This is a genomic window from Ruegeria sp. BJ6 (assembly GCF_056537885.1).
In genome coordinates this window covers 83,196-108,680 of record NZ_JBQFSG010000007.1, presented here as the reverse complement: position 1 = coordinate 108,680, position 25,485 = coordinate 83,196, and the positions used below count along the sequence as shown (strand labels likewise).

28 protein-coding genes are annotated in these 25,485 nt (G+C 57.0%); 13 read left to right on the top strand and 15 right to left on the bottom strand.

Going from position 1 to position 25,485, the window contains the following annotated elements:
- Positions 1-39: 39 nt before the first annotated feature.
- Positions 40-1,095, top strand: a complete 1,056-nt coding sequence (gene mutY, locus ACR0D6_RS15170; RefSeq protein WP_480766093.1) for an A/G-specific adenine glycosylase — start codon at positions 40-42, stop codon at positions 1,093-1,095.
- A 59-nt stretch (positions 1,096-1,154) separates the two neighbouring features.
- On the top strand, positions 1,155-2,288 hold the full coding sequence (locus ACR0D6_RS15165; RefSeq protein WP_480766092.1) for an alkane 1-monooxygenase: 1,134 nt from the start codon (positions 1,155-1,157) through the stop codon (positions 2,286-2,288).
- Between the two features lie 45 nt (positions 2,289-2,333).
- Here the strand turns inward: ACR0D6_RS15165 and ACR0D6_RS15160 are convergent, their stop codons facing one another.
- The 4 genes from ACR0D6_RS15160 to ACR0D6_RS15145 form a co-directional block, all read right to left on the bottom strand.
- A complete protein-coding gene (locus tag ACR0D6_RS15160) occupies positions 2,334-3,716 on the bottom strand; it encodes an adenylate/guanylate cyclase domain-containing protein (RefSeq protein WP_480766091.1) in 1,383 nt (460 codons plus the stop codon).
- A gap of 147 nt (positions 3,717-3,863) precedes the next feature.
- Positions 3,864-4,967, bottom strand: a complete 1,104-nt coding sequence (locus tag ACR0D6_RS15155) for a DNA methyltransferase (RefSeq protein ID WP_480766090.1) — start codon at positions 4,965-4,967, stop codon at positions 3,864-3,866.
- 106 nt (positions 4,968-5,073) lie between these two features.
- Complete coding sequence (locus ACR0D6_RS15150) at positions 5,074-5,691, bottom strand: ribonuclease HII (RefSeq protein ID WP_480766089.1); 618 nt, start codon at positions 5,689-5,691, stop codon at positions 5,074-5,076.
- A gap of 108 nt (positions 5,692-5,799) precedes the next feature.
- A complete protein-coding gene (locus ACR0D6_RS15145) occupies positions 5,800-6,273 on the bottom strand; it encodes a hypothetical protein (protein ID WP_480766088.1) in 474 nt (157 codons plus the stop codon).
- A 176-nt stretch (positions 6,274-6,449) separates the two neighbouring features.
- Between ACR0D6_RS15145 and ACR0D6_RS15140 the strand changes: the two genes are divergently transcribed.
- From ACR0D6_RS15140 to ACR0D6_RS15130, 3 genes are all read left to right on the top strand, one after another.
- On the top strand, positions 6,450-6,737 hold the full coding sequence (locus ACR0D6_RS15140; RefSeq protein WP_170656063.1) for a hypothetical protein: 288 nt from the start codon (positions 6,450-6,452) through the stop codon (positions 6,735-6,737).
- A complete protein-coding gene (locus ACR0D6_RS15135) occupies positions 6,709-7,410 on the top strand; it encodes a helix-turn-helix domain-containing protein (RefSeq protein ID WP_170656065.1) in 702 nt (233 codons plus the stop codon). The genes ACR0D6_RS15140 and ACR0D6_RS15135 overlap by 29 nt, the downstream gene beginning before the upstream one ends.
- Before the next feature lie 385 nt (positions 7,411-7,795).
- Positions 7,796-9,370, top strand: a complete 1,575-nt coding sequence (locus tag ACR0D6_RS15130; RefSeq protein ID WP_480766087.1) for a DUF427 domain-containing protein — start codon at positions 7,796-7,798, stop codon at positions 9,368-9,370.
- Between the two features lie 122 nt (positions 9,371-9,492).
- Here ACR0D6_RS15130 and ACR0D6_RS15125 read toward each other — a convergent pair whose 3' ends face one another.
- The 4 genes from ACR0D6_RS15125 to ACR0D6_RS15110 form a co-directional block, all read right to left on the bottom strand.
- A complete protein-coding gene (locus ACR0D6_RS15125; RefSeq protein ID WP_480766086.1) occupies positions 9,493-10,290 on the bottom strand; it encodes a DUF1217 domain-containing protein in 798 nt (265 codons plus the stop codon).
- Positions 10,287-10,688 carry a flagellar biosynthesis repressor FlbT gene (flbT, locus tag ACR0D6_RS15120; protein ID WP_480452286.1) on the bottom strand — a complete coding sequence of 134 codons (402 nt, stop codon included), beginning with the start codon at positions 10,686-10,688 and terminating at the stop codon, positions 10,287-10,289. Before flbT ends, ACR0D6_RS15125 begins: the two co-directional genes overlap by 4 nt.
- 1 nt (position 10,689) lies before the next feature.
- Positions 10,690-11,061 carry a flagellar biosynthesis regulator FlaF gene (gene flaF / locus ACR0D6_RS15115; protein ID WP_480452284.1) on the bottom strand — a complete coding sequence of 124 codons (372 nt, stop codon included), beginning with the start codon at positions 11,059-11,061 and terminating at the stop codon, positions 10,690-10,692.
- A 69-nt stretch (positions 11,062-11,130) separates the two neighbouring features.
- A complete protein-coding gene (locus ACR0D6_RS15110; RefSeq protein WP_480766085.1) occupies positions 11,131-12,342 on the bottom strand; it encodes a flagellin N-terminal helical domain-containing protein in 1,212 nt (403 codons plus the stop codon).
- Here ACR0D6_RS15110 and ACR0D6_RS15105 point away from each other — a divergent pair.
- Positions 12,341-12,511, top strand: a complete 171-nt coding sequence (locus tag ACR0D6_RS15105; RefSeq protein ID WP_480766084.1) for a hypothetical protein — start codon at positions 12,341-12,343, stop codon at positions 12,509-12,511. The two genes, ACR0D6_RS15110 and ACR0D6_RS15105, sit on opposite strands and share 2 nt — an antisense overlap.
- 42 nt (positions 12,512-12,553) lie before the next feature.
- On the opposite strand, the gene ACR0D6_RS15100 is transcribed toward ACR0D6_RS15105, so the two are convergent.
- Both ACR0D6_RS15100 and ACR0D6_RS15095 read right to left on the bottom strand, forming a co-directional pair.
- Entirely contained in the window at positions 12,554-12,913 is a 360-nt protein-coding gene (locus ACR0D6_RS15100) for a flagellar biosynthesis protein FlgN (protein WP_480766083.1), read from the bottom strand.
- The gene (locus tag ACR0D6_RS15095) at positions 12,903-13,178 is read right to left on the bottom strand and encodes a rod-binding protein (protein WP_480766082.1); all 276 of its coding nucleotides are present in this window, start codon (positions 13,176-13,178) and stop codon (positions 12,903-12,905) included. The genes ACR0D6_RS15100 and ACR0D6_RS15095 overlap by 11 nt, the downstream gene beginning before the upstream one ends.
- 40 nt (positions 13,179-13,218) lie before the next feature.
- Between ACR0D6_RS15095 and ACR0D6_RS15090 the strand changes: the two genes are divergently transcribed.
- The 3 genes from ACR0D6_RS15090 to ACR0D6_RS15080 are packed head-to-tail and all read left to right on the top strand — an operon-like array spanning position 13,219 to position 16,151.
- Entirely contained in the window at positions 13,219-14,553 is a 1,335-nt protein-coding gene (locus tag ACR0D6_RS15090) for a flagellar hook-length control protein FliK (RefSeq protein ID WP_480766081.1), read from the top strand.
- Between the two features lie 3 nt (positions 14,554-14,556).
- Positions 14,557-15,225, top strand: coding sequence for a flagellar hook capping FlgD N-terminal domain-containing protein (locus tag ACR0D6_RS15085; RefSeq protein WP_480766080.1), 669 nt, complete (start codon positions 14,557-14,559; stop codon positions 15,223-15,225).
- Positions 15,226-15,275: 50 nt separating this feature from the next.
- Positions 15,276-16,151 carry a phosphotransferase family protein gene (locus ACR0D6_RS15080; protein WP_480766079.1) on the top strand — a complete coding sequence of 292 codons (876 nt, stop codon included), beginning with the start codon at positions 15,276-15,278 and terminating at the stop codon, positions 16,149-16,151.
- A gap of 5 nt (positions 16,152-16,156) precedes the next feature.
- Here the strand turns inward: ACR0D6_RS15080 and ACR0D6_RS15075 are convergent, their stop codons facing one another.
- Together ACR0D6_RS15075 and ACR0D6_RS15070 are read right to left on the bottom strand one after the other, a co-directional pair.
- Positions 16,157-17,458: an NAD(P)/FAD-dependent oxidoreductase gene (locus ACR0D6_RS15075; RefSeq protein WP_480766078.1), complete on the bottom strand. Its 1,302-nt coding sequence runs from the start codon at positions 17,456-17,458 to the stop codon at positions 16,157-16,159.
- Positions 17,455-17,577 carry a hypothetical protein gene (locus ACR0D6_RS15070; RefSeq protein WP_480766077.1) on the bottom strand — a complete coding sequence of 41 codons (123 nt, stop codon included), beginning with the start codon at positions 17,575-17,577 and terminating at the stop codon, positions 17,455-17,457. Before ACR0D6_RS15070 ends, ACR0D6_RS15075 begins: the two co-directional genes overlap by 4 nt.
- Positions 17,578-17,716: 139 nt before the next feature.
- On the opposite strand from ACR0D6_RS15070, the gene ACR0D6_RS15065 reads away from it, so the two are divergent.
- Complete coding sequence (locus tag ACR0D6_RS15065; RefSeq protein ID WP_480452454.1) at positions 17,717-18,388, top strand: GntR family transcriptional regulator; 672 nt, start codon at positions 17,717-17,719, stop codon at positions 18,386-18,388.
- Positions 18,389-18,456: 68 nt separating this feature from the next.
- Complete coding sequence (locus tag ACR0D6_RS15060) at positions 18,457-19,854, top strand: aspartate aminotransferase family protein (protein ID WP_480766076.1); 1,398 nt, start codon at positions 18,457-18,459, stop codon at positions 19,852-19,854.
- A gap of 65 nt (positions 19,855-19,919) precedes the next feature.
- Here the strand turns inward: ACR0D6_RS15060 and ACR0D6_RS15055 are convergent, their stop codons facing one another.
- Complete coding sequence (locus ACR0D6_RS15055; protein ID WP_480766186.1) at positions 19,920-21,215, bottom strand: lytic murein transglycosylase; 1,296 nt, start codon at positions 21,213-21,215, stop codon at positions 19,920-19,922.
- An 87-nt stretch (positions 21,216-21,302) separates the two neighbouring features.
- Entirely contained in the window at positions 21,303-22,016 is a 714-nt protein-coding gene (locus ACR0D6_RS15050; RefSeq protein ID WP_480766075.1) for a helix-turn-helix transcriptional regulator, read from the bottom strand.
- Between the two features lie 82 nt (positions 22,017-22,098).
- On the opposite strand from ACR0D6_RS15050, the gene ACR0D6_RS15045 reads away from it, so the two are divergent.
- Together ACR0D6_RS15045 and ACR0D6_RS15040 are read left to right on the top strand one after the other, a co-directional pair.
- Positions 22,099-22,797 carry a glutathione S-transferase family protein gene (locus tag ACR0D6_RS15045; RefSeq protein ID WP_170656096.1) on the top strand — a complete coding sequence of 233 codons (699 nt, stop codon included), beginning with the start codon at positions 22,099-22,101 and terminating at the stop codon, positions 22,795-22,797.
- Complete coding sequence (locus tag ACR0D6_RS15040; protein WP_480766074.1) at positions 22,794-23,180, top strand: DUF1801 domain-containing protein; 387 nt, start codon at positions 22,794-22,796, stop codon at positions 23,178-23,180. Before ACR0D6_RS15045 ends, ACR0D6_RS15040 begins: the two co-directional genes overlap by 4 nt.
- On the opposite strand, the gene rnr is transcribed toward ACR0D6_RS15040, so the two are convergent.
- Positions 23,171-25,429: a ribonuclease R gene (rnr, locus tag ACR0D6_RS15035; protein ID WP_480766073.1), complete on the bottom strand. Its 2,259-nt coding sequence runs from the start codon at positions 25,427-25,429 to the stop codon at positions 23,171-23,173. The genes ACR0D6_RS15040 and rnr overlap by 10 nt on opposite strands.
- Positions 25,430-25,485 lie beyond the last annotated feature (56 nt).

The following is a 25,485-nucleotide window of genomic DNA, read 5'->3' as shown; positions in this document are numbered from 1 at the left end:
ACGGGCGCCAGCGAAACCCGACAGGGAGATCAATAAAACTTGCGTGACAACAGCGAATTCGACGTCAGCGCCTCCCTGCTGAACTGGTACGATCAAAACGCGCGCGAAATGCCGTGGCGGGTTGGGCCTGCGGAGCGCACAAATGGCATTTTGCCGGACCCGTACCAGGTCTGGCTTTCCGAGGTGATGTTACAGCAGACAACAGTGGCTGCCGTGCGCGACTATTTCCTGCGGTTCATCAGTCGATGGCCGAATGTAACGGCGCTGGCCAGTGCCGAAGATGATCACGTCATGGCGGAATGGGCCGGGCTTGGGTATTACGCACGCGCCAGAAATCTGCTGAAATGCGCGCGCGTCGTGGCCAATGACCGTGGTGGAAGGTTTCCCACCCACTATGACGACTTGCTGAAACTGCCCGGAATTGGCCCCTATACCGCAGCCGCCATTTCTGCGATTGCCTTTGACCGGCCCGAAACGGTTCTGGACGGCAATGTCGAACGCGTCATGGCGCGCATTTATGACATTCACGACCCACTGCCCGGCGCCAAGCCTGTGCTGAAAGGTAAGGCAACGGCTTTGACGCCGGAAACGCGTCCGGGGGATTATGCACAGGCAGTGATGGATCTGGGCGCGACGATCTGCACGCCGAAATCGCCGGCCTGCGGCATCTGCCCTCTGTTTGCCCCCTGTCAGGCTCGTCAGGCGGGAACTGCGGGCGAATTGCCGAAGAAATCCCCGAAAAAACCCAAGCCGACTCGACATGGGCATGTCTTTATCGCGCAGGGCTCAGATGGTTCGATGTTGCTGGAACGGCGACCGGACAAAGGCCTGTTGGGCGGCATGATGGGTTGGCCCGGCTCGGACTGGTCCGAAGCCCCGGATCACACGCCCCCGTTCGAAGCAAACTGGAAAATGCTGCCCGGCGAGGTCCGTCACACGTTCACTCATTTCCATTTGATTCTGAACATCTGGACCGCCCCCTTGCCCAAGGCTGTTCAACCTGACGGACTGTTGATCGTGGCCCGGCACGACTTTCGCCCCTCGGCATTGCCGACTGTCATGCGCAAGGCCCATGACCTCTGGCGCGGCCAATAGACCCGTGTGCATCGCCCACAGACCGGGATAACTTGCGGCGACAACAGCGGAGCACCGCAATGACGGCATCAACAACACTCATGCGAGGGCAGACCGCATTGCCCTTCTGGATATCCTACCTGCTGGTTCCCATGATCTGGATCTCTGCAATTGCAGGCGGCTGGTGGCTGGCCCTGGTGCCGCTTGCAACCTGGTGGATGTTTGCGATTCTGGATCGCATTACCGGCCTCAATCTGGACAATGTCGACCCCGAAACCCCTGATGCAGATCTGGAATGGCACATTCTGCTGACCAAGACCTGGGCACCGGTTCAGTTTGTCACACTGTTTGGATTGATCTGGTTTGCCACCCACAGCAGCCACCTGGATACGATCGAAAAGATCGCCCTGTTCTTTGGCATGGGTGTGATCTCGGGTACGATTGGCATTAATTACAGCCATGAACTTATGCATCAGAAAGGCCGCTATGAAAGATGGCTTGGCGATATCCTTCTGGCGATGGTGCTTTATTCACACTTCCGATCAGAACACCTGCTGGTTCATCACCGTTACGTCGGAACGCCCCGCGATCCCGTGACCGCGCGATATAACGAGGGGTTTCACAGGTTCTACCCGCGTGTCCTGCGGCAAAGCCTGATATCCGCGTTTCGGTCGGAACGTGAAAAACTTGCGCGCAAGAACCTGCCGTGGACCGAGCCCTCCAACCCTTTCTGGCGGTATTGGGGCTTGCAGAGCGCGATGCTGCTTTTGGCATTGCTGATCGGCGGGTGGTCGGGGTTGGGCCTGTTTCTGGTGCAGGCGGGGACCGCCATATGGCAGCTGGAGCTTGTCAACTATGTCGAACATTATGGCCTGACACGCAAATATCTGGGTGACGGTAAATATGAACACGTCCGGCCCAGACATTCGTGGAACGCCTCGCAAAGGGCATCGAACTGGCTGCTCATCAACCTGCAGCGTCACTCCGATCACCACTACAAACCCGACCGTCGGTTTCCGCTTTTGCAGCATCATTCCGCAGATGCCGCCCCTCAATTGCCCTATGGTTATCCGGTCATGACCGTTGCGGCGATGATCCCGCCGCTTTGGCGACGTGTGATGAACCCGCGCGTCCGGGCATGGCGGCGGCAGTATTATCCGGAAATTACGGACTGGAAGTCCTACAACAAGGGCCTCAATCCCCTGCCCCGTTGATTTTCGAACCCGCAGCGCGTGGGCTGGCCCATGCGCTGCCCGGCGCTACAGAACCCAGACGTCCATGCGCCCCTCGACGCCGCGGATATCCTGATCTTTGTGCAGCGTAAAACCCGACAGCAGATCATTGCCCGTCCTGACTTCGTTCAAGGCCTGAACTTTCAACTCGTCGCTAACGACGGCCCGCGCGCCAAATTCGCGGGTCAGCGCCTCAAGCTTGGCCGCCACGTTGACCGCGTTTCCGATCACCGCAAATTCCAGGCGGTTCGCGCCGATGTCGCCCAGAACAACCGGCCCGTAGTGCACACCAATGCCAACGTGAATTTCAGGCTCTCCTGACCTGCGGCGTTCAAGGTTCCACCGATCGATCACATCGACCATCGTGCGCGCGCAGGCCAGCGCATTGCTGGCGTCAAATTCCGTTGGCACCGGCGTGCCGAAAGTCGCCATCAAACCGTCACCCAGATATTTGTCGAGCGTCCCGTGATGCCGAAATACCTCGGTTTCCATCCGTGCGTGAAAGCCGCGAAGCACTTCGATCACGTCATATGGATCGCGACCAGCGGCGAACTTGGTGAACCCAACGATGTCAATGAACAGAACGGCAATGTTCTCTTTACGCACCTGTTTCAGCGGCTCGTCGTTCTGGCTTAGTTCATCCACCACATTAGGTGAGAAATACCGCGAGAGATTCGCACGTTCTCGTTCCAGTCCTGCATTGGACATCAACAGACGGTTCAACCGCCGCATCGAAATCCCCAGCGTCACCGCCACAAGAACAAAGACGACAACCTCCTGAACGCGCATGTGAACCATGAAACTGTTCGGATCCATCAGCTCGGCCACGTCCGGATACCCTGCAAAGGCTTGTGCAGCGCGCTCCGACAATTCGGGGATCGGCGTCGAAAACCACCAGGCGGCAATCCAGCCGATAGTCCACATCGCGGCGGTCCAGGATCCGATTGCGAATAACGTTCGCCAGGAATATGCCAGCGTTCCAGCAGCCAATATCAGAAAGAAATACTGAAAGTTGTCAAAGCGATATTGCATTGCAACAGGGCGCACATCATCGCTGAATGGGTTTGGCACAACCATGCCAAATGTCATGATCAACAAATCGACAAAGATCAGCAACAATTCGGTTCTGGATTGCCCCACGCGCCCGGCACGGCGAATGAACCAGCCGTTCAGGCACACCAGCGCGATTATGAACTGATAATACACAACCTCCCAATGCGGGTTCACGTAGATCAGAAAAACCGCAATGAACGCCATCGAAATCCAGCGGGCGCGCACCGCCAGTTCCAGCCCTTCGTGCTTGTGCCGCTCCAGCGCGGCTTCGGTGTATTTGTTATCCAGATCGAAATTGTCCGGTTGCGTGATAAAAAACCGCCGAAAACGGGATTGGCCTGCACTGGTTTCGGTCATGCCGTGAGCTCCCTCGCTGCAAGACAGGAGATAGGGATCGGAAACCCATCCAAACACCCTGTGCGACAAAACAAAAGACCCCGCCGATCCCGGCGGGGCAAGGTTTAGTGCCATGTGTCAGGCCACAGGCACCGGCGGTGTTCAAATTCAGTTATGCATTTCGGCTCTGATCTGCTGGCGCAACACATCGATCGGAACGGTTTTTCCTTCGCGCTTGAAGCACCAATAGGTCCAGCCGTTGCAGGAAGGCGCGTTTTCCAGATGCGCGCCAACCTGATGAATCGATCCTTTGATATTGTCGCCAATCAGGGTGCCGTCCGCGCGCACCTTGGCTTTGTGGCGCTGGTTCATCGAGTACAGTTCCTCGCCCGGGCGCAGCATCCCGCGTTCGACCAGCTGGCCAAAGGGAACGCGTGGTTCGGCCCTTTTGCTTGCGCTGACTTCCAGCGCCTCGCGATCGAATTTGCGCACTTTTGAGATTCGCTTGGTGGCGACCTTCCGATAACTTTCTTCGCGCTCGATGCCGATGAACTCGCGCCCCAGCATCTTGGCAACAGCACCCGTTGTGCCCGTGCCAAAGAACGGATCCAGCACCACGTCACCAGGATTTGTCGAACCGACCAGAACGCGGTGCAACAGTGATTCCGGTTTCTGTGTCGGATGCGCCTTGTCGCCGTTTTCGTCCTTGAGCCGCTCATGCCCGGTACAGATCGGCAGAACCCAGTCACTGCGCATCTGTACACCTTCGTTCAGCGCCTTCAGCGCCTCATAGTTGAACGTGTACTTGGCCCCTTCGGCCTTCGATGCCCAGATCATTGTCTCATGCGCGTTGGTGAACCGTTTGCCACGGAAATTCGGCATCGGGTTCGATTTCCGCCAGACGACGTCATTCAGAATCCAGTATCCCGCATCCTGCAAGGCCGAACCCACACGGAAAATGTTGTGGTAAGAGCCAATCACCCAGATCGCACCATTGGGTTTCAGCAGGCGATGGGCCGCTTTCAACCACTCGCGTGTGAACTGGTCGTAGGCACCAAAGCTGGAAAATTGATCCCAATGATCATCCACCGCATCCACCTGAGAGTTGTCCGGGCGATGCAACTGGCCTTTCAGTTGCAGATTATAAGGCGGATCGGCGAAAATCAGGTCCACGGACGCCTCTGGCAGACTGTTCATCACGTCGATGCAGTCACCGGAAAGAATCGTGTTTAATGGGAGCGCGGTTGCGCCCTTTGTCTTGGTCGTTGTCATATCACTGCCTCAGGTTCCACGGCGCTTTTGCGCTCATTTGGTTGAGACAAGGATGAGTCAAAGACGATTCGCCGTCAATTTCTTTTTTGAATCAGCAGCTTACGATTTACTCTTGATACAAGATATTGTGGACGGGTTTGAACGAACGCCTATGATGTGGGGTCACACCAAGATTTCGCAGCGCATCTTTGTGTTGTTTTGACGGATATCCGGCGTTTGTCTCCCAGCCGTAGCCCGGATGCTGTTGCGCCAAATCCACCATCAGCCGATCGCGCCATGTTTTGGCAATGATCGACGCCGCAGCTATCGACACGGAACGCGCGTCCCCTTTGACAACGGCTTGGCTGGGCAGACCAAGGCCCCGGGGTATCATATTGCCATCAATCAGAAGGAAATCCGGTTGAGGATTCAGCGCGGCGACCGCGCGCTCCATCGCCAGATGCGACGCACGCAGGATGTTGAGGTCGTCAATCTCTTCGACGCTTGCCTCGGCAACGGAAACTTCTGCCGTTTCCCTGATATGGTCATTCAGGGCGTCGCGCCGTTTTGCGGTCAGTTTTTTCGAGTCGTTCAGACCTTCGGGTATCGCCCTCAGGTCTAGAACAACCGCTGCAGCCACAACCGGACCCGCCAGCGGGCCGCGCCCCACCTCATCAACACCTGCTATTCTGAGATAGCCCTGCGCCTTCAGCGCCTGTTCCAGTTCATCATTCGGAAATGTCATGGCATCTGGAAAACCGGGATATGCACCGCAACGCAAGAAAAAAGAGAGGGCAGTTTGCACTGCCCTCTCCGGTGGCGCTTCTACGTCGCCACTTCTGCTCGGTACTCGTTACCAGTACACAACTCGGTATCCCCTTTGACGCAGGCATGCGGGTTCATAGGCGCGCTTGACTTTCTTTCCGTTCCAGAACCCGACCTCACACGCGCGCGGCAGATGGCTGGCATGTTTGTAATGTTTCTTCAGACAACTTTTCCCCAGCAGCGGGCGCTTTTTGGAGTATCTGTTGAAAGTCTTGAGACAGTGTTGAGGCAAGTCATAACGCGCCACGCGATTAGGTATCGGACGCACATGGCGCGGTTTGACCCGGGGCACGCTTGGGGCCGGGTAAGGATGACGGGTTACGGGTTGCACGTAATCGTGGCGCGACTTCTTGGAGTAGTGATTGATAGCCGCACCGAGGATTGCGACGGCTGCCAGCCCCCCAAGTATGTCATGGGCATCCGCAGCCCGTGCTTTCGAGGCTGATATCCCTGTTATTGCCACGGCGGTTGCAATGATAACGGCGATGAATTTCCGGTGCATTGGGCATGTCCTTTCCGGTGTTCCTGCGACCCTTTTGGGGATCGCGAATTCGATGAACCAACCCTGGGTCTTTCCGGTTCGGACAAGCAATAACGCACCCTTGTTATCCGATATCATCCTTCTCAAAGCCCTATGGTTATTGAATATCCGACAAACCCGTGCGCAGGATGCAGCCCATGAAACAGATGCTCTCTTCACTGGTTTGTGCGGCCCTGATATCGCTTGGTTCCAACGCTGCGGCGGCGGATTGCTATGCGGATTACAAGGCCAAGCAGGATAAACCCTTGCGCCTGCACTATGGCGTCATGCAAGTCTCCAGCTGTTCGCCCGGTCAGGCCAGAAACGAGGTTGCCGGGCGCCTCAAATCTTCAGGGTGGACCCTGCTGAACGTGATATCGGTGTTCGGACCCGAAGGGCTGGATCAAAGGAAGGCAAATGCCGGAAAATTCTATCTCCGTTACTGATGCCCGGCGTTCCGGGGTGCGGCTGGCCGGCGCCGGGATCGCGGTGATCATCGCAATACTCGTGACAGCCGCTGCCTTTCTGTTCTGGACCCTGCCCGACGCCAACGCCTTTAATGCGCGTGTCGAGCGCCTGTTCGTCGAAAGCGACCTGACATCGCAGGCCGAAATCAAACTGCTGGAAATTCTGGCCCAGTCCGGCACCGCCTTTGCCGACACATTGTCCAGCTATCGCATGGTGATTTTTGTGTTGCTGGTTTTTGCAAGCGCCATGCTGATCGCCGCACTGGTATTTCTGATCATGATCGTGATGCTGAACAGGCGCATGGCCCAGATCGAGCGTACGGGTATTCAGGTCACCTCGCTGCTGATTAGCCGCGAAGAGAATACGGTTTATCTGAACAACATGGGTTTCAAATTGACGCCGGCCGCGATGGAGACGCTTTCGGTTCTGGCCGAATCCCGTCTGGATGACGAGGTGCTTTCCGGGGTCGAGATAGAATCGACAATTTCGGGCAAAAACGCCTCTGACTGCGATGAAGCCGCCGGTGCGACCCGGATCAAGCGTCTGCGCGATGCCCTTGGCAATCAGATGGTCAGCGAACTGCTGGTCAAGAATATTGCCAAGAAGGGGTACATGCTTGCCATCGAAAAAGACGTGATACAGATGATCTGATCGCTAGTGATTGGGCGACTGTCGTTCTCTGGCCGGTTGCTGAGCGCCAGTCGGGCCCTGTGGACAGGCACACCGCGCGAGATTGTCATAGATCAACTCATCCCTCAGGCGCGGGCAGCCGTTGACGGTTGTGACCGGAACGCGGTTGGGGTTCGCAAGGGTCGCACAAACCGCCAGACAGATGCACTGACTGCGGTTTAACTGCTTTGGTGCCGTTTCTGCATGAACGCCAGCCGCAAGGTTCAGCATTGCAGCACACATCGACAGAACCCGACACCGATTTCCGAAACTAGACACTCTCATTTAGTAAAAACCTCGAATTCCCCCTTGGAAACCGGACGAGTTGCACCCATCCTTAAACGGATCAAGGCACAGGAGGTTGCAGATGAACGTCCACGCCAAACCGCAATCCACAGGTTACGGCATTTCCATCGAGCCGCTCAAGGGGCGCGTCGCGATCTATCGCGATGACATGATGCTGGCCGAAAGCTCCAATGCGAAAGTCATGTACGAAACCCGGCTTGCGCCAACGATCTATTTTCCCCGCGAAGACGTGAAGGCCGATCTGAGCGACCCCAGTGAGTTGCAGACGTTTTGCCCGTTCAAGGGTACGGCCACCTATCGGGATATCAAAATCGCTGGCAAGCGGTTACCCAATTCAGTCTGGGCGTATGAGAACGCTTTGCCCGAAAGCGAGGGTATCGAAGGTCATATCGGCTTCATGACCGACGCGTATACCCATATAGACCTGGGCGAAAACACCCTGCGCAAACCAGCGGATGGCAATATCAGTGGCCCACTGATTGACTGGCTGATGCGGGGCGCATCGGCCAATCTGACACCCGAAGATTTCACCAAGGCGCTGGCCGAAATGATGCTTGAGCACGGGATTTCCATTCAGCGCCTGGGCGTTTTGGTGTGGTCGTTGCACCCGCTGATCGCCGGAAAGCACTATATCTGGGAAAAGGGCGAGGATGAGATTTCGACCTTTGCACCAACCTACGAAATCCACGACCACCCGGCCTATACCAACAGCCCGCTTCGGCACGTATCAAACGGTTTGGGCGGCGTGCGGCAACGACTGAACGACGATCATCCCGAAAATAGTTTTCCCATTCTGGAAGACCTGCGCGCCAAAGGCGCGACCGACTATGTTGCCATGCCCCTGCCATTTTCGGACGGTCGCACCAATGTTCTGACACTGACCTGCGACCATCCCAATGGCTTTACAACAGAAAACCTTGGTCTGGTTTTCGAGTGTTCAGCGGTTATCGCGCGCTATTACGAAGTGTTCACCCAGCGCGAAAACGCGCAGGCTTTGCTGGAAACCTATGTGGGCAAAAGAACCGGCGCGCGGGTACTGGGCGGTGAGATCCGACGCGGGGACGGGGACGAGATCGACGCCGCAATCATGTTCTGCGACCTGCGAAACTCGACCTTGTTGGAGGAGCGTCTGGGCCGCTCGGCATATATCGCAATGCTGAACGAATTTTTCGAAACAGTGTCCGGTATAATTCACGATCACGGCGGCGAAGTACTAAAATTCATTGGCGACGCTGTGCTGGCCGTCTTTCCAGCAGGCGAAGACCCGGCGGCTGCGCGTGGTCACGCACAACGATCAGCCATCGAAATCGTCGACAGGCTGGCCGAATTGCGGAAAACCGGGTCAGATGAACATTGCGACTGCTCTATTGGCCTGGCATTTGGCCGGGTGACCTATGGCAATGTCGGCTCGCGCGAGCGTTTGGACTTTACCGTAATTGGGCAGGCCGCAAACATTGCCGCACGACTGGGTGAATATGGAAAAATCGGCGGGCATCGAATTGTCGTTTCAGAAGATATCGAACCCGCCTGCTCGAATGCCATATCTCTCGGACAGGTCCAGCTGCACAATGTAACCCAGCCCGTACATTGTTTCGCGCTACAAACAAATGCCGACAATCTGGAACCAACGCCTTAGCCGGGAGTGTCCGGCGCCCACCATCGTGCGCCAAAGTACGAGGCAAATCCGGCCCTAAACCGATGGCGGGGAGTGCCGGAGTTATAGAAGCTTCACCTAAATTACTCCGAGCTGATTATTGCTCAGCCTGCCCCACCCAGAAGTATCAGAGCAGTTCTGGCCGGAGACAGAGCAGAATTGATTGACGATATCTGGTCGCGTGCCAGATAGGTATCGGTCAGCTTTTCAATGGCCGAGCTTTCGGTGAATTGCGACAAATCGGACGAATTGGTCAGGCCTGATAGCTTTGTCTTGAACACATCCAGTTGCCTGTCGATATCCAGCTGCGCAAAGGCCGGTGGCAGGCCAAGTGCGGTCTCCATCATTCGGCGCAGCGGAGGAAGACCCATCAACTCAAACCATTTCTGGTCTTCGCTGCCGCCTTTTCCAGCCAGATCAGCCAGTGCATGCTGAGTGTACAGAGCGATCCGCATTGTTTCATCTGTTTCCCCGACAGATGACTCGAACCGGGCGGTCAGGCTGTCCCGGGCGACAACTTCCATTTCGGTCACCAATCCCGTTCTCAGAACATCTCCCGGTCCCAACCCAAATGCGGCCGAAAACTCGCGATACCTGCGGTCCGACAGTTTATTGGCCAATGCGTCGTCCGCATTTGTCCCGTCCTCCAGCACCTTGCGGATAAAGAAAGTGTTGTCGATATCCCCCTCCAGGCCGAAAGCGCTCAGTGCGACACGCAACAACCTTCGATCCGATACCAGATCCTCTGCAGATGTTACCGTTTGGATATTGTTCAGAAAGTACTTTGTCTCTCGCTCAACCGAAGCAGATGCAGCAAAGGTCTCCAACTGGGCGTCGTGCGTACGCTGCAGGAAACGCCAGCCGACTAAGCCGCTTGCCGGTATGACGGGCTGATAGCTCATTGCCGGTATGCCATCAGGCGCTCTTCACGCGGCAACAAAGTTCGCAGAGCCTTCAGGCACTTGTAGTGGTGGTCCGCTATCAACGCCTCGGTCGCTTCGGTTAGCGCATGGCGACTGTCGCGATCTCCAAAGATCTGGCTAAGTTCTTCGATATGCCGCAGCAGGGACAATCGCGTCGCCTCTGCGTCGCTGTCCCCCGACAAGACCAGTTGTGTTGCGTAGCAGACCCGTCGCACCGGAGTCGTCGCTTCGTCAGGGTGGATCGCATCACGCAAGCGCAAAATGTTCGCATTCGGCGTCATCACCGCTAATCGCCCACGCCGGTCGCCGTTTTCGATGACTGCGCCGTTGATCAGGACACGTTCTTTCGGTGCCAGCTTGAGGACCAGTCCGCTCATCTCATGCACCTCCGCTGCGCAGGCCACGCATGATGGCTGCATTGATTTCCAGCAACGGCAGAACATTGGCCTCGCGCCGAAGAACTTTGCTTGTGTGTTCGTGGGTAAACTCTGACAGGAAAAAAAGCTGCGCACGCAAATGGTCGGTCAACCCGTTTTGCGCGTCCGCAACGTTTTTTGCAAAGACGGTCCACATGCGGGTGTTGTCATAAAGTGCTTCGACAAGTTCACCATAAGCAGGTTTGCCTTTTTTCATCGCAGCATGGATGCGGTGCGTGACACGCGAGATCGCTTCATACTCCATATTTCTCGGGGTTCGGATCGGGGTGGATGCGGCGGAATATGCCCGCCGTGCCTGGGATAGCGCGTTCACGTCGTGTCCTCATGATTGAAATTTCAGGAGAGGGAAAAGACCAGGGCGTTACCGCCCTGGTCATATCGCTTAACGGAACAGCGACAGGATCGACTGCGGCGCCTGGTTGGCGATGGAGAGCGATTGGGTCGCAAGCTGCTGCTGTACCTGCAGGGCCTGCAAACGGGCAGAGGTCTCCTCCATGTCGGCATCGACCAGCGAACCGATCCCCGATTTGAACGAATCCGACAGGTTCGAGATAAACTCTTTCTGCGTTTCGATACGCCCTTGTGCGGAACCAAAGGCCGCCGACGCATCGATCGACGTGTCGATCAGTGCCTCGACGGTGGCCAGCGCTGCGGTTGCGCCCGGCCCGGTTGACACGTCAATCCCCGCCATCGCACCAAGGCCGCCGGAACCCGCATTCACAAATTGCGCGGAAAACGAGATATCCGCACCTGTGTTATTGGAGATTGCCAGAGTGCCTGCAGTACCGGAATCGTATCCGACGGTCAGGCCGGTAATCCCCATTTCCTCGATCTTGGCTTTCAGGCCGACAGCAACGATATCCCCGGTGGTGGTCGCGGCAGCGTCCGCTGCGGTCACCGTGTAGGACACGGTCTGATCGTCGATTGCAACAACCACCTTGTCCCCGGCGGCAAACGCGCCGCTGGATTCATCCGTCACCAATGCGGTCGCCGAAGTTGCAGTGTCGGCAATAGTTGCCCCCACCCTGTCATTGCCGGTCGAAGACCCGGTCGATCCATCAAATACAGCCTTGGTGACATAGCCGCCGGTAGACAGGTTCTGGCCCGCGACATTGATCGACGACGCCGTCACTGCGCCTGTGCTGTCCCGGTCCAGCGAAGCCAGAATTGATGCCGAACCGGTAGATCCGTCCACGAGGTTCAGGCCGTTGAACTGAGCGGCACCCACAACTGATGCGATTTGATCCTTCAGCGCGCTCACATCCGTGTTGATTTTCGCGCGATCAACGTTGTCTTCCTGGGCCGCAACGATCTTGCCTTTCATTTGCGTCAGCAGATCGGTCACTGTTTCCGCAGCGTTGCGCGCAACCGCAACCGTCGATTCACCCAGACCCAGACTGTCCTTAATCGCCGTGAACCCTTTGACGTCCGACTCCATCACTTTGGAAATGGCCCAGACTGCAGAGTTATCCTTGGCAGTAGCCACATCCTTGCCGGTTGAAATGGCATTTTGAGTTGCCGTCAGGTTCTTGTTGACCGATTTCAGGGTCTGCAACGCCACCATCGCGCCATTGTTTGTCAGAATACTGGACATGATTTTCATCCTTTACGTTAGGGTGTTTCAGGCACCCGTGTTCTACCCGTCCGGATGGACTGGAATTCGTGTCGTTCTGACCTTTGCGATCTACCTTGTCGGTTTTCGCGCCACCTGCGATTCCAGATGCGGGTTCATGTTTGGGCGCGATCTCCTAATGGAATGCTAAAGCTGGCTGTTTGGAAAACTAGGATTTGAATCAAACCGACACTTATGCGCGTTTTTCCAGCTTTGATTCGTGCCGCACGGCGTAGTTGCTGCGCTGCCCGGCAGCGTCGTACGTGCTTAGTCCCAGGCGAACCTGGCGAAGCTCGGCCATCCGGTTTGCAACGGCTTTGATCCCTTCGGATGCACTTTTCAACAGGGCCTGATTCCGGTCGACTTTGTGTTGGAGCCGGATCAGATCTTCGGTTTCATGCACCTGAAGGTCCTTGACCGATGCGATCAGTTCTTCTTTCCGGGGCAGCATGTGATCCAGCTGATCCAGCTGGCCTTGGATGAGCGCGGCGCGTTCCATATCCAGCAAATCCTCAAGTGCCCGGATCAGTTCAACAGACTGTTCACGCGACATTGGCATCCTCCGTAAGCGCCCTGAAAAAAACTTCTGACAGGCCTACGCCCCCGGAAAAGGCCATTTGACGAGCCTGTTGCTGTACTAAAAGCGAAGAAAACTGCTCCTCTCCTACACCGCCACCGAATCCGGATGGTGCAGTACCAAGGCCCGCAGACTTCAGAATTTCAGACAAAAATGTCGCCTCCAACTCAACTGCAGCTTTTCTGAGATTGGAAAAATCAACGCCTGTGGCGACTGGCGCGGGGGATACTGAAATCTTCATGACGCTCCTCGGAAGTTGCATAGAACTGTCCCGATAAATGATGAAAGCAGTTAAAAAATACGTAACTTCTACTGTGCAGGGTGGTGGCCAGATTTCTGGGATGTCCGATATGCCTGCATCAGTGAACACATTGCCTTCAACGCCGCTTCGAAGCCCGCAATCCGGATCCGATCCGGATGTCGGGCAGAGGTCAAAGGCTGAAAATCCCTTTGAAAATTTCGTGCGTGGTGGTTCTGAACCTTCGGCCCATCCCGGGCACAATGGGCCGGCCCCCAAGGTACCGCATTCTGAAGAAGGCAGCCCGAACCGGGAAGTCGATTCGGAGACTCCGATCAGCAGTGAGGAGCTCCTGGATCAACTTGACCCGATCGACCATCCGTTGACGGACAAAAACGAAACGGTAAGTCTGCGGCGGAGCGACATCGAACCTTTCACTGCAAACAACAACCAATTGCCGCCCGGCGCACTTACCATCGACAAATCCCAAAGCGCAGATGATACTTTGGAAGCTGTCAGCCCCCCACCAAAAGCAGCCAGTGCGCCAACTCAATTCGAGTTGGTTAAATACGCATCAGATTCCCGTTTCAACGCCGAGCCTCAGCAGGCAACCCGCCCGCTGATTGTCTATGGTGTCGAGCAGATCAATCCCGCCCATCTGAAAAACGTCGAAACGGCAATAATTCAGCATCGGTCAACGGCTGAGGCACCTGAAATGGATGGTGCAATTACTGCGTCCGGGATCCAGAAGCCAGATGCTGACATTCGGCTTCATCCACCGGCCAACACGCCCCCGGCCACTTTCACTGGACCGCCAGCCGGAAGTCCAAGGTTCGATACCGCGATGTCAACCGAACAAGATCAGGCTTTGGCCAACCCTGATTTCGCGATGGAACAAGAGGCCCCGGAAAGCGACATTGCCCTGCCCACTCACACCCGGGAAACCGGACAAGCCCCCTCCGGCCAAGCTGGGCCTGTTCGCACTCCGGATGTGGCGCGCGCGATAGCCGGACAACTGTCGACGGCCATTTCCGTTCGATCGGGATCAGACACAATTGAAGTCGCGTTAAATCCACAGGAACTGGGGCGTGTTTCGATAGCTCTGAGCGGACGTGACGATGGGATCATCCTGAGCATTTCGGCCGAACGTCCGGAAACGCTGGATCTGATGCGGCGGCATGTTCTGGAACTGTCGTCCGAATTTCGCGAACTAGGATACAAAAACATATCTCTGGATTTCGGAATGCAGTCACAACAGCACCACGAGCGCCATCAAGACCCGGCAGGTACTCTGGATCTCTCGGATAATCCGGATAATCCACAAGCAACTGACCTTCCAACCAAAATCGTCTCTCAGGGCGTTGACTTGAGGTATTGAACAATGATCACCCAAACCAGCACAGCGTTTTCGGTCGCTTCGGGTACTGCCAGTGCCGCAAAATCCGGCACGCCTTCAAAATTGACCTCGGATTTCGAGACCTTTCTGAAGATGTTGACTGCACAAGCTAGGTATCAGGACCCTCTGGAGCCATTGGATTCAGCGCAATACGCGTCGCAACTGGCTCAGTTTTCCATGGTGGAACAGCAGGTTCAAACGAACGAGTTCCTTGCTGGTCTGGCCGGTGCATTGGGTGGTGCTAACCTTAACGACCTGGCCGACTGGATCGGAATGGACGTACGGACAAACGCGCCTGTTCAATTTAACGGCACGCCCGTTACCTTGTTTCCGCAAACCGATGGCAAAGCGGACAAAGCAAACCTTGTCATACGAGATTCTGACGGGACGGTGGTGGATCGCGTTACGATGCCGGTTTCCGCAACATCTTTTGTCTGGGACGGGGCAGATGGATCAGGGGGGATTGTTCCAACAGGGCTTTACTCCCTTTCGGTCGAAAGTTTCTATCAAGGAGAGCTTTTGTCAGAAACGGTAGCCGCCACCTATGGCCGCGTAACCGAGGCGCAAATACTCGAGGGCAAAGTCACCCTGACGCTGGATGGCGGTCAGGTTGTATCGACCGAGGAAGTATCAGGCATTCGCACCGGGAGTTGATCTGGCTGGCAGGACAGGTCAAACCTTGGCGTGTTACGCCATCCCAATGATTGGAACGAATCCTGACCTCCGAAACACTGCCGCCAACTCATTTGATCGCGGAACTCAACACCAAGGGGCTTGTCAGCCCAAGTGAACGATTTGAAACGCTTTACGGTGGGCGTACCAATCGCGTCTGGAAAGTGCACGGTTCCGGTGGAGACAGGGTGTTGAAGCTTTATCGGACCAATTTTCAGAATCCGCTTTTTCAAAACAACGCCGATCTGGAGGCAACCTGTCTGGAGGCATTCTCGACCGCTGGGTTCACGCCGCGTCTGCGCGCTTCGGGACGCACCAACAACGACCGATGGGTTCTGTACGACCATGCACCCGGTGCGCCTTGGCAGGAAAATCCCGAGCCCGTTGCGCGCCTTTTGCGAAGGCTTCATTCCAGCCCGGTTCATCTAAAGGCGCCGCTGGGTTGCAACGGCAGCAAGGATCTGGATGCACATGCACGGCAGATTCTGACCTTGTGCAAATCACGGCAACGCGCGGATTTGGAACGGCTGCGCCCTGACACCCATGTCGAGCCTCTGCCACAACGATGCATTATTCACGGGGATCCGGTGGCGGGCAACATTCTGGTCTCGGGCAGTCGCCTTACGCTCATCGATTGGCAGTGCCCGGCCCTGGCGGACCCGTGCGAGGATGTGGCACTGTTTCTGTCGCCCTCCATGCAATGGCTTTACCGCGGAACCATATTGTCGGCAGAAGAAGAGAACCGTTTTCTTTCAGCCTACGATGATCCGGAAATCACGCATCGTTATGGGAATCTGCGACGGTGGTACGCATGGCGCATGGCGGCCTATTGCCTTTGGCGCAGCGAAAATGGCGCCCCCGACTATGCCACAGGCTGTGCGCTGGAGACCGAAACGCTGCGCAATTAACAGGGCTACAGATCAGCCAGCGCCATCAAAGCATACGCTGGTGGCATCAGGATACGACGTGCGCGACCGAACGGAATTCGGGACGGCAGACGGGTCAAAGGAACAGGCAGGTCAGCATCCTGTCCAAGCACCAATTGGGCCAGAGCACGACCGCAATAGGTTCCCATGGCCACTCCGTTACCGTGATAGGCCAGCCCCGCATATATGCCGGGTTGTCCTGGAACAGCTCCGACAAACGGCACCAGGTTGCGAGACAGGCAAACCAGACCAGACCACATATTCGTAACATCCACCCCAGCCCAGGCCGGAAACACGTGTGCAAAATCCTTGCGCACCTTACGTCGGATCGAAGCTTCGGCCCCGGGTGACGAGAACAGCCCCCCGCGCATTCCAAAAAGGAACCTGCGATCGGGCATCAAACGAAAATAGTGAAGCAGATGCCGACTGTCATACGCCATCTGGTCCGATGTCCAACCCTGCGCCGTCAGTTCACCTTCGGTCAGGGGGCGCGTCACCATAACGGTGGATTGCGCAGGCATGTATCGGCCAGCCAACCACGGCGGCATATCCTCGCTTGAATATCCGTTTGTACAGATCAGAACCTGATCCGCCACCACATGGCCAGCGGGCGTCGTGACCTCATGCCGTGCTCCCTTACGTCCGATTGTAAGGGCCGCGCTTTTCTGAAACACCTTTGCGCCCGCGTCTATCGCAGCTGCGGCAACGCCGAACAGGTATTTTCGTGGGTTCAGGCCAAACCCGACAGGAAAGCTGTAGCCGCCAAAAAATGTACCGCCAAATCCCAGTTTTGGCAGGTCGTCCGGCTCATGCAGCACCCCGAATTCGTCCGCATTTCGCCGGAGATGGGCCATCGCGCGCGGCGAATGCGCCAGAACCGTCTCGCCATTTGAGTGCGTATCCGCATCGATACGGTTCTTCGTCAAAAGGTCTGCGACCAGAGCAACCGCATCAATTTCCGCCTGCTCATATGCCTGAGTGGCAGCGTCGCCATAACGGCGACGCATCGTGGAAGAGGCCAGTTTCGAGCCACCAAGACAACAAAACCCGCCATTCCGCCCCGAGGCACCCCATCCCGGGGTTTCTGCTTCCAGAACAGCCACCGAGGCCCCGGCCTGCGCAAGATGAAGGGCCGCCGACATACCGGTGAAACCACCGCCGACAACGGCAACATCAACCTTCAAGTTGCCTTGTTGAACAGGCCAGTCTGGCGCCTCGACGGTTTCGTCCCACCAGCACCCCTGACGCGGACCAGACCCATAGGCGTAATCCGGATATATACGCCTCATGGCACAAGCACGGCGGCTTGGGTCTCGCGCCGCTGCCGCACCATTGCTTCCGTCAAATTCTGCTGGTTCTGCAGAAGCACGGTGATGGGGATCAAAGGTAGCACTAATGAGACGATCATGACGGCAAATCTATACAGGTCTTAGATTTGATCAAGTTTTGCGTTTTCCGGTAACTCAGTTTATGATTTCACGAGGTGCAGAAGCTGGCAAGTCAAGCTCAAGCAGATCAGGGTAAACCTTTTGAATACGATCAAAGACATGGTGCCAAAAACAGAAACCAGAGAGAGCAAGCAACCGGCGCATGAACAGGTTTATCTGACCCTCAGATCACAAATTTTGTTCGGGGAAATGATCCCGGGGCAACCTGTCACTATTCAGGGGTTAGCAGATTCTCTTGGAGTGGGCATGACCCCTGTGCGCGAGGCGATCCGCCGCCTGATTTCGGACGGCGCGCTGGTATTTCAGGGAAACCGACGGGTGAGTGTACCGGTTCTGTCGAGCGCCGATGTTGAACAGCTAGTTTATGCAAGAAAGTCAATAGAATCAGAACTTTCAAGACGCGCTACGCTGAATATGACTTCTGCCGATATCGACAAGCTTGAAGGCATGGATCAACAATTGGACCAAGCGATTGCAGCAGGAGATGTGGAAGGATACCTGCGCTGGAATTATGCTTTTCATGCAGCGCTTTATGCCTATGCCGAGGCTCCTGTTCTCAGCGATCTGGCCGAGCGTTTGTGGCTCAGGTTTGGTCCTTCCCTTCGCGTCGTCTGCGGTCGGTTCGGGACACACAGCCTGCCCGATCTGCACAAAGACATCATATCGGCGCTGCGCAACCGAAACTCCGAGAAAGTGGCGCAGGCAATGGCGCAGGACGTCGAACAGGGGATGATGCTAATGGCTGATGCGCACGCAAAATCATCTGCCTGACGCGATTCGATTGACAGCTTTCAATTTGATCATATTGTAATTTCCAACCGCTTTCGCAGGAGATTCAGATGTCGACCATCACCAATCACATGCCGACCGCAGAATTGCAGGCCCTGGATGCCGCACATCACATCCACCCCTTTTCCGCCAATGAGGCACTAGGCAAGGAAGGCGTGCGAGTCATCACCAGCGCCAGGGGCGTGTACCTAACAGACAGCGAAGGCGAGGAAATTCTGGACGCCATGGCGGGCCTGTGGTGCGTGAACATTGGTTATGGCCGGGACGAACTTGCGGATGCAGCCGCCCGGCAAATGCGCGAGCTTCCGTATTACAACACATTCTTCAAGACGACCCACGTGCCTGCCATCGCATTGGCCGACAAGATCGCCAGCCTTGCGCCGGATGACCTGAACCATGTCTTCTTTGCCGCCGGAGGGTCCGAAGCCAACGACACGAATATTCGTCTTGTCCGCACTTACTGGTCCATGAAGGGTCATCCCGAAAAATCGGTCATCATCAGCCGCAAGAACGCTTATCACGGATCGACTGTCGGCGCGGCTTCGCTGGGCGGAATGGTGCATATGCACGAACAGGGTGGCATGCCGATCCCGGATATTCACCACATCAACCAACCCAACTGGTGGGCCGAAGGCGGCGACATGTCACCTGAAGAGTTCGGCCTGGCCCGTGCACGGGAACTGGAGGAGGCAATTCTGCAGCTGGGTGAAGACAGGGTTGCCGCCTTCATCGCCGAGCCGGTGCAGGGTGCGGGCGGCGTGATCGTCGCTCCGGACAGCTATTGGCCGGAAATTCAGCGGATCTGTGACAAGTACGATATCCTTCTGATTGCGGATGAAGTGATCTGCGGCTTTGGCCGGACGGGCAACTGGTTCGGCTCGCAGACCGTCGGGATCAAGCCACATATCATGACCATCGCCAAAGGCTTGAGCTCGGGCTATGCGCCGATCGGCGGGTCGGTCGTATGTGATGAAGTGGCAGAGGTGATCGGCAAGGGGGAATTCAACCACGGTTACACCTATTCGGGTCATCCGGTTGCGGCAGCCGTCGCGCTAGAAAACCTGCGCATCCTCGAAGAGGAAAACATCATCGGTCATGTGCGTGATGTGGCGGCCCCATACTTAAAAGAGAAGTGGGAAGCTCTGACCGACCACCCGCTGGTTGGCGAGGCAAAGATCGCTGGCATGATGGCGTCGATTGCGCTGACACCCGACAAGGAAACCCGCGCCAAGTTCGCGTCCGACCCCGGCACTATCGGCAATATCTGCCGGGATCGCTGTTTCGCCAACAATCTGGTTATGCGCCATGTAGGCGACCGCATGATCATCTCACCACCGTTGATCCTGATGACCGATGACATAGACGAGATGATCCAGCGCATTCGCAAATCACTGGATGAGGCGCATGCAGAGATCATCGAAAAAGGGTTGATGAAAGCAGCGTCCTAAGATCGGCGCAGTGCGCTTACCCGAACAATAGATTTCCACGGCGGGGCATGCCAGCATCCCCGCCGTCAACGCATCCGATCCAGCAATTTCAGAGAGGCATAACCGTCTGGCAGCAACCCCTGCGCCAACTGATAGGCGCGCACAGCATTCGTTGTCAGCGGGCCGATACGGCCATCAACGCTTTGGGTATCGTAACCGGCTTGTGTTAGACGCTTCTGCAGCTCTTTCTTTTCGGAAAAGCTTAGGGCGCGGTCACCCCGAGGCCATTCAGCCCTGAACGCGCCCTTGCCAGACAGCCGATCGGACAAATGACCGACCCCAATGACATAGGCATCCGCGCCGTTATAGTGCTCAAGCACCTTGAAATTGTCGAAAATCATCAGCGCAACGCCCTGACCACCCGCGGGCAGCAGGATCGATCCGCGGCCATGATCCGGAACAGACCCTCCATCCGGTTCACGTACCCCCAACGCGGCCCATTCAGACGGCATCAGGGTGTAATCCCGCCGTGCCATGGCATAGTCGAAATCATCCGGCAAAACGACCTCGACACCCCAAGGCTGCCCTTTTGTCCAGCCGAATTGGGCCAGATATGACGCCGTCGAGGCCAAAGCGTCCGTTGGATCATCCGACCACACATTGCGATGGCCGTCTTCATCAAAATCCACCGCGTATTCCAGATACGAAGTTGGCATGAACTGAGTATGCCCCATCGCACCCGCCCAACTGCCGATCATATTGTCAGGTTGGACATCTCCGGCAGCCAGAATCTGCAACGCCGCCAAAAGCTGGGTTTCAAAAAACTGGGCACGGCGCCCTTCAAACGCCAGGGTTGCCAAAGACCGAATGGTCTCATTCCCGCCGCGATAGGTTCCGAACGAGGTTTCCAGACCCCAAATCGCTGTCACAACTTCTTTCTCGACGCCGTATTTCGCCTCAATCCGCTGCAGCGCATCCTTATGCCGGTTGAGAGCATCTGATCCGTTGTCGACGCGGTGCTTTGAAACAGCCGTGTCCAGATACTCCCAAATAGGTTTGGAAAACTCGGCCTGGTTCCTGTCGAGATCGATGACCTTGGAGTCGTATGTCACGTTCGATAAGGCACGGTCCAACACAGCCGGTGACAATCCCTGTTCGAGCGCGCGCTTTCTGAAGGCGCGTGTCCAAGCCTGAAATCTGGCATTCGATCCGCTGGCCGTCATCTTATGTACCTTATCCGATGGGCGCGGCACGGGTCGGACAGATACGAATAGATCAGCCGACGCCGTTCTGAAACTATCTGACGCGTGTTTAGTTTGTGCCCCGGTCGAGGCTCCTGAAATGTCCGCGTGCACAGTGGATGCCCACAATGCAGCGGCCATAAGGCCACTTACGCATATACGCATTCCGGTTTTCCTGATTACTGCTCAACCACAAGGATATCGCAGTTTGCGGATTTTACAAAGCGCTCAGGTCCCGGCCTCGCGATCTTTTGCTTCCTGTTCAGCCCGGACACGGGCCAGCGCCTGTCGCAACAGGGGTACACGGTTGGGCCGAAAGCTCTCATCAGTGACGGACATGCCCTGCATCCGGTCCAGTCTGAACACACGGAAATCCTTGCGCAAATGGCACCAGCTCAACAATACGCTGGCGCGATCCATGTAGACGATGCTGAGTGGATTGACGCGGCGGACCGTACCCACGCCCTTTGCATCGGTATAGGCAAATTCCACCGCGCGTTCGTCCCATGTTGCCTGCCGCAAGGCGGCCACTTCGATTGACGGAGATATCGGGCGGTCAAATCGGGTCGCGGTAAGAACCGCATGGCTGAGGCGATGGGATTGGCGCTGAGGCAACCGCCCCTGCAGCTTACGCAAGACGGCGCTGGCTGCGTCGGACAGGGCGGGGTCACCAATCAACTGCACCTCTCGCAACCCAAGCACAAGGGCCTCCAACTCGTCGTCTGTAAAGCCAAGGGGTGGCAGAGTCGCATCCTCGATCAGAGTAAATCCGAACCCGGCCTCTCCATCAATCACGGCGCCCAAGCCGCGCAGGGCGTCGATATCCCTGTGGATCGTGCGCGGGGACACCCCCAGATCCTGCGCAAGCTCTGCCGACGTTCTGGGCGAAGGGCCAGAGCGCAGGGCTTGCATAAGTTGGAACAGGCGGGCGGTGCGGGACATGACGTAACCTAACCTAAACCTGATGACAGAAACTGTCATCAGGCGAGATTACATTGGATGCATCCCCACGATGGAGCCCAAAATGCTGACCCTACTGACCTACCCTTCCGCCTTTGGCCTGTTCAGCGCCAGCCCGTTCTGCGTCAAGGCTGCTTACATGTTGCAACTCTCGGGCCAAAGGTGGCAACGATCCGATCTGCTGGACCCGCGTAAGATGCCACACCGGAAACTACCGGTACTGCGCACGCCGGAACGGCTGGTTCCGGACAGCGACACCATCCGCAATTGGCTGGAAGCGCAGGGGACCGAGTTCGACAAGGGCCTGAGCGACATGCAAAAGGGTCAGTCCCGCGCCCTTATCCGCATGGCCGAAGAGCACCTGTATTTCCAGATCGTTCTGGATCGTTGGGGCAATGACGAAGTATGGCCGATATTGCGCGATACATTCTTTAATGAGGTGCCCGGGCTGATCCGCAGGCCGGTGACCAATGCAATCCGCAAATCCGTTCTGAAGGGGCTGGAGGCGCAGGGGGTGTCCCGTTTTGCTGAGGCCGAGCGTATGGACCGTATCGAACGCGACCTTGAGGCGATATCGGCGTTCCTGTGGCACGCGCCATTTCTGATGGGCGAGCGGCCGACCTCGGCTGACCTCAGTGTTGGCCCCATGCTGGCGGCCATGCGGTCTACCCCGGCAAAAACACCGCTGACCGAACGGATCAAAAGCGATAGGCTCCTTAGTGATTACATCGACCGGATGGACAATGCGATATCCTTGCCATGAGACCTTTTGACGATCCGGCAGTCGAGGCAGTGTTCGACGGGTTTTCCCCCGACACCCGCACAGGCGTCATGGCCTTGCGCGACCTGATCCTCGATACGGCTGACACATTGCCCAGCGCACAGCCATTGCAGGAGGCGTTACGCTGGGGACAGCCGGCCTATCTGGCCCCGCGCGGGTCCACCATTCGGCTGGGCACTCACAAATCCGCGGCCTTTGCCCTGTTCGTGCACTGTCAAAGCCGTCTGATGGGGGACTTCACATCGGCTTTTCCGAATGAAGACCAGATCGACGGCAGCCGCGCAATCCTGTTCGACAGTCCGGGACAGATAGATGAAACGCGCCACGGCTGGCTGATTGCCCGTGCGCTGACCTATCACCTCTGACGGCGCTTACGCTCGATCTTGCGTTTGATCTTGTCCTTCTTGCGTCGGGACGACATGGCCTTGCGCTTGGGAGCACGGCCTGCAGGGCCACGGCTGCGCGGCAAGGTCTGATCGTCTATGGACAGCAATTCCAGTTCCAGCCCACCTGTTACAGGCACCGCTTCGGTCAGGCGCACAGTCACGCGCTGACCAATGCCGATGACCATACCGGTATCCGAGCCCATCAGCGTTCCGGCCTCACGGTCAAAATGGAAATACTCACGCCCCAAAGACCGGACCGGGACCAGACCGTCCGCGCCGGTTTCGTCCATTTTCACAAACACGCCAAACCGGGCGATGCCGCTGATCCGGCCCGTAAACTCATTACCGACCCGCTCACTCAGATAAGCTGCCAGATAGCGATCGGTTGTGTCCCGCTCGGCCATCATCGAGCGGCGCTCGGTATCCGAAATGTGGTTCGCGGTTTCTTCCATCCGGTCGATTTCGCCCCCGGTCAACCCGTCATCGCCCCACCCATGGGCGGTGATCAGTGCGCGGTGCACGATCAGGTCGGAATAGCGGCGGATGGGAGAGGTGAAATGCGCATAATTGCGCAGCGCCAACCCGAAATGACCAAAATTCTCGGGGCTGTAATAGGCCTGCGCCATCGACCGCAATGTACTGAGGTTGATCAGTTCCGCATCCTCAGTTCCCGCCGCCGCATTCAGCAGCGCATTCAGGTGGCGCGTTTGCAGGACCTGCCCCTTGGCCAGATTCAACCCGGCCGCCTGTGCCGTTTCCCGCAGGCTTTCCAGCTTCTCCGGCGCAGGTTCTTCGTGCACGCGGAACAGCAGCGGGCGCCGCTTGGCAATGAGCGTCTCAGCCGCAGCGACATTGGCAAGGATCATGAACTCTTCAATCAGGCGATGGGCATCCAGTCGCTCGCGAAAGGCCACACTTTCGACATGTCCTTTTTCACTCAGGACAATTTTGCGCTCGGGCAGGTCCAGATCCAGCGGCTGCCGCGCCTCACGCGCCATTTTCAGCGCGTTATATGCCGCATAGAGCGGTTTCAGAACGGTGTCCAACAGCGGCCCGGTTCTGTCGTTGGGATTGCCGTCGATAGCGTCTTGCACTTCGGCATAGTGCAGGGACGCGGCAGAACGCATCAGACCACGCACGAACCGATGGCCAATCTTGTTGCCCTCAGCATCGATCTGCATCCGAACGGCAATACAGGCGCGCGGCACGCCTTCGTGCAACGAGCACAAATCGCCAGACAGCCGGTCCGGCAACATCGGCACGACCCGATCCGGGAAATAGCTGGAATTTCCACGCTTGCGCGCCTCGCGGTCCAATGCCGTGCCGGGGCGCACATAGGCGGCCACATCCGCAATGGCCACCCAGATCACATGCCCTCCGGGGTTTTTCGGATCATCGTCGGAATGGGCAAAACAGGCGTCGTCATGATCGCGCGCATCAGAGGGGTCGATGGTCAGCAACGGCATGTCGCGCAAGTCCTCGCGCCCGGACAGGCCGACAGGTTTGGCCTTGTCCGCCTCGTCAATCACCTTGTCCGGGAAATCGTCGGGAATGCCGTGCTGGTGAATGGCAATGAGTGAGACAGCTTTGGGTGCAGAGGGGTCGCCCAGCCGCTCGACGATACGGGCGCGCGGCAGGCCCATGCGGTTTTTCGGCCCCGCCTGTTCGGCCTCGACCAACTCACCATCCTTTGCCCCGTGCACCGCCCCGTCATGGACCAGCCACTCGGTCGAACCGGCTTTGTCGATGGGTACGATCCGTCCACCTTCGGCTCCTTTGCGAAAGACACCGACAATGCGGCGGGGGTTGGCCCCGATGCGGCGGATCAGCCGGGCCTCGTAGTTGTAATCCTCTTCATGTACCAGCGTCAGCCGCGCAAGGATGCGATCGCCCTCACCCAGCGCCGGATCGCTGGCGCGCGGAATGATCAGCACGACCGGCTCGATCCCTTCGCCGTGCCATTCCAGCGGGCGCGCAAACAGGTCGCCATCAGCGTTGGGTGCCTTGACCTGCAACACGCTGACTGGCGGCAGTCGATCCGGGTCGCGATAGCTGCGCTTGCGCTTCTCAAGATGCCCCTCGGCCTCAAGTTCCTTGAGGATGCGCTTGAGGTCGATCCGGTCCGCGCCCTTGATACCAAAGGCTTTGGCGATATCGCGCTTGGAGGTCAGGGTTGGGTTCGCCGAGATCCAGTCAAGGACCTCCTGCTTGGTGGGGATGCGTGTCATGCTTCCGCCCTAGCACGGCGACAGGACGGCGTCATGACCAAAAACGGCGGCGGCGA

What these genes read in the sequence shown, in the direction of transcription:
- ACR0D6_RS15165 (WP_480766092.1), top strand. Translation starts at nt 1,155, where the DNA reads ATGACGGCATCAACAACACTCATGCGAGGGCAGACCGCATTGCCCTTC.
- ACR0D6_RS15160 (WP_480766091.1), bottom strand. Translation starts at nt 3,716, where the DNA reads ATGACCGAAACCAGTGCAGGCCAATCCCGTTTTCGGCGGTTTTTTATC.
- ACR0D6_RS15155 (WP_480766090.1), bottom strand. Translation starts at nt 4,967, where the DNA reads ATGACAACGACCAAGACAAAGGGCGCAACCGCGCTCCCATTAAACACG.
- ACR0D6_RS15150 (WP_480766089.1), bottom strand. Translation starts at nt 5,691, where the DNA reads ATGACATTTCCGAATGATGAACTGGAACAGGCGCTGAAGGCGCAGGGC.
- ACR0D6_RS15145 (WP_480766088.1), bottom strand. Translation starts at nt 6,273, where the DNA reads ATGCACCGGAAATTCATCGCCGTTATCATTGCAACCGCCGTGGCAATA.
- ACR0D6_RS15140 (WP_170656063.1), top strand. Translation starts at nt 6,450, where the DNA reads ATGAAACAGATGCTCTCTTCACTGGTTTGTGCGGCCCTGATATCGCTT.
- ACR0D6_RS15135 (WP_170656065.1), top strand. Translation starts at nt 6,709, where the DNA reads ATGCCGGAAAATTCTATCTCCGTTACTGATGCCCGGCGTTCCGGGGTG.
- ACR0D6_RS15130 (WP_480766087.1), top strand. Translation starts at nt 7,796, where the DNA reads ATGAACGTCCACGCCAAACCGCAATCCACAGGTTACGGCATTTCCATC.
- ACR0D6_RS15125 (WP_480766086.1), bottom strand. Translation starts at nt 10,290, where the DNA reads ATGAGCTATCAGCCCGTCATACCGGCAAGCGGCTTAGTCGGCTGGCGT.
- flbT (WP_480452286.1), bottom strand. Translation starts at nt 10,688, where the DNA reads ATGAGCGGACTGGTCCTCAAGCTGGCACCGAAAGAACGTGTCCTGATC.
- ACR0D6_RS15105 (WP_480766084.1), top strand. Translation starts at nt 12,341, where the DNA reads ATGATTTTCATCCTTTACGTTAGGGTGTTTCAGGCACCCGTGTTCTAC.
- ACR0D6_RS15110 (WP_480766085.1), bottom strand. Translation starts at nt 12,342, where the DNA reads ATGTCCAGTATTCTGACAAACAATGGCGCGATGGTGGCGTTGCAGACC.
- ACR0D6_RS15100 (WP_480766083.1), bottom strand. Translation starts at nt 12,913, where the DNA reads ATGTCGCGTGAACAGTCTGTTGAACTGATCCGGGCACTTGAGGATTTG.
- ACR0D6_RS15095 (WP_480766082.1), bottom strand. Translation starts at nt 13,178, where the DNA reads ATGAAGATTTCAGTATCCCCCGCGCCAGTCGCCACAGGCGTTGATTTT.
- ACR0D6_RS15090 (WP_480766081.1), top strand. Translation starts at nt 13,219, where the DNA reads ATGAAAGCAGTTAAAAAATACGTAACTTCTACTGTGCAGGGTGGTGGC.
- ACR0D6_RS15085 (WP_480766080.1), top strand. Translation starts at nt 14,557, where the DNA reads ATGATCACCCAAACCAGCACAGCGTTTTCGGTCGCTTCGGGTACTGCC.
- ACR0D6_RS15075 (WP_480766078.1), bottom strand. Translation starts at nt 17,458, where the DNA reads ATGAGGCGTATATATCCGGATTACGCCTATGGGTCTGGTCCGCGTCAG.
- ACR0D6_RS15070 (WP_480766077.1), bottom strand. Translation starts at nt 17,577, where the DNA reads ATGATCGTCTCATTAGTGCTACCTTTGATCCCCATCACCGTGCTTCTG.
- ACR0D6_RS15065 (WP_480452454.1), top strand. Translation starts at nt 17,717, where the DNA reads ATGGTGCCAAAAACAGAAACCAGAGAGAGCAAGCAACCGGCGCATGAA.
- ACR0D6_RS15060 (WP_480766076.1), top strand. Translation starts at nt 18,457, where the DNA reads ATGTCGACCATCACCAATCACATGCCGACCGCAGAATTGCAGGCCCTG.
- ACR0D6_RS15055 (WP_480766186.1), bottom strand. Translation starts at nt 21,215, where the DNA reads ATGGCCGCTGCATTGTGGGCATCCACTGTGCACGCGGACATTTCAGGA.
- ACR0D6_RS15050 (WP_480766075.1), bottom strand. Translation starts at nt 22,016, where the DNA reads ATGTCCCGCACCGCCCGCCTGTTCCAACTTATGCAAGCCCTGCGCTCT.
- ACR0D6_RS15045 (WP_170656096.1), top strand. Translation starts at nt 22,099, where the DNA reads ATGCTGACCCTACTGACCTACCCTTCCGCCTTTGGCCTGTTCAGCGCC.
- ACR0D6_RS15040 (WP_480766074.1), top strand. Translation starts at nt 22,794, where the DNA reads ATGAGACCTTTTGACGATCCGGCAGTCGAGGCAGTGTTCGACGGGTTT.
- rnr (WP_480766073.1), bottom strand. Translation starts at nt 25,429, where the DNA reads ATGACACGCATCCCCACCAAGCAGGAGGTCCTTGACTGGATCTCGGCG.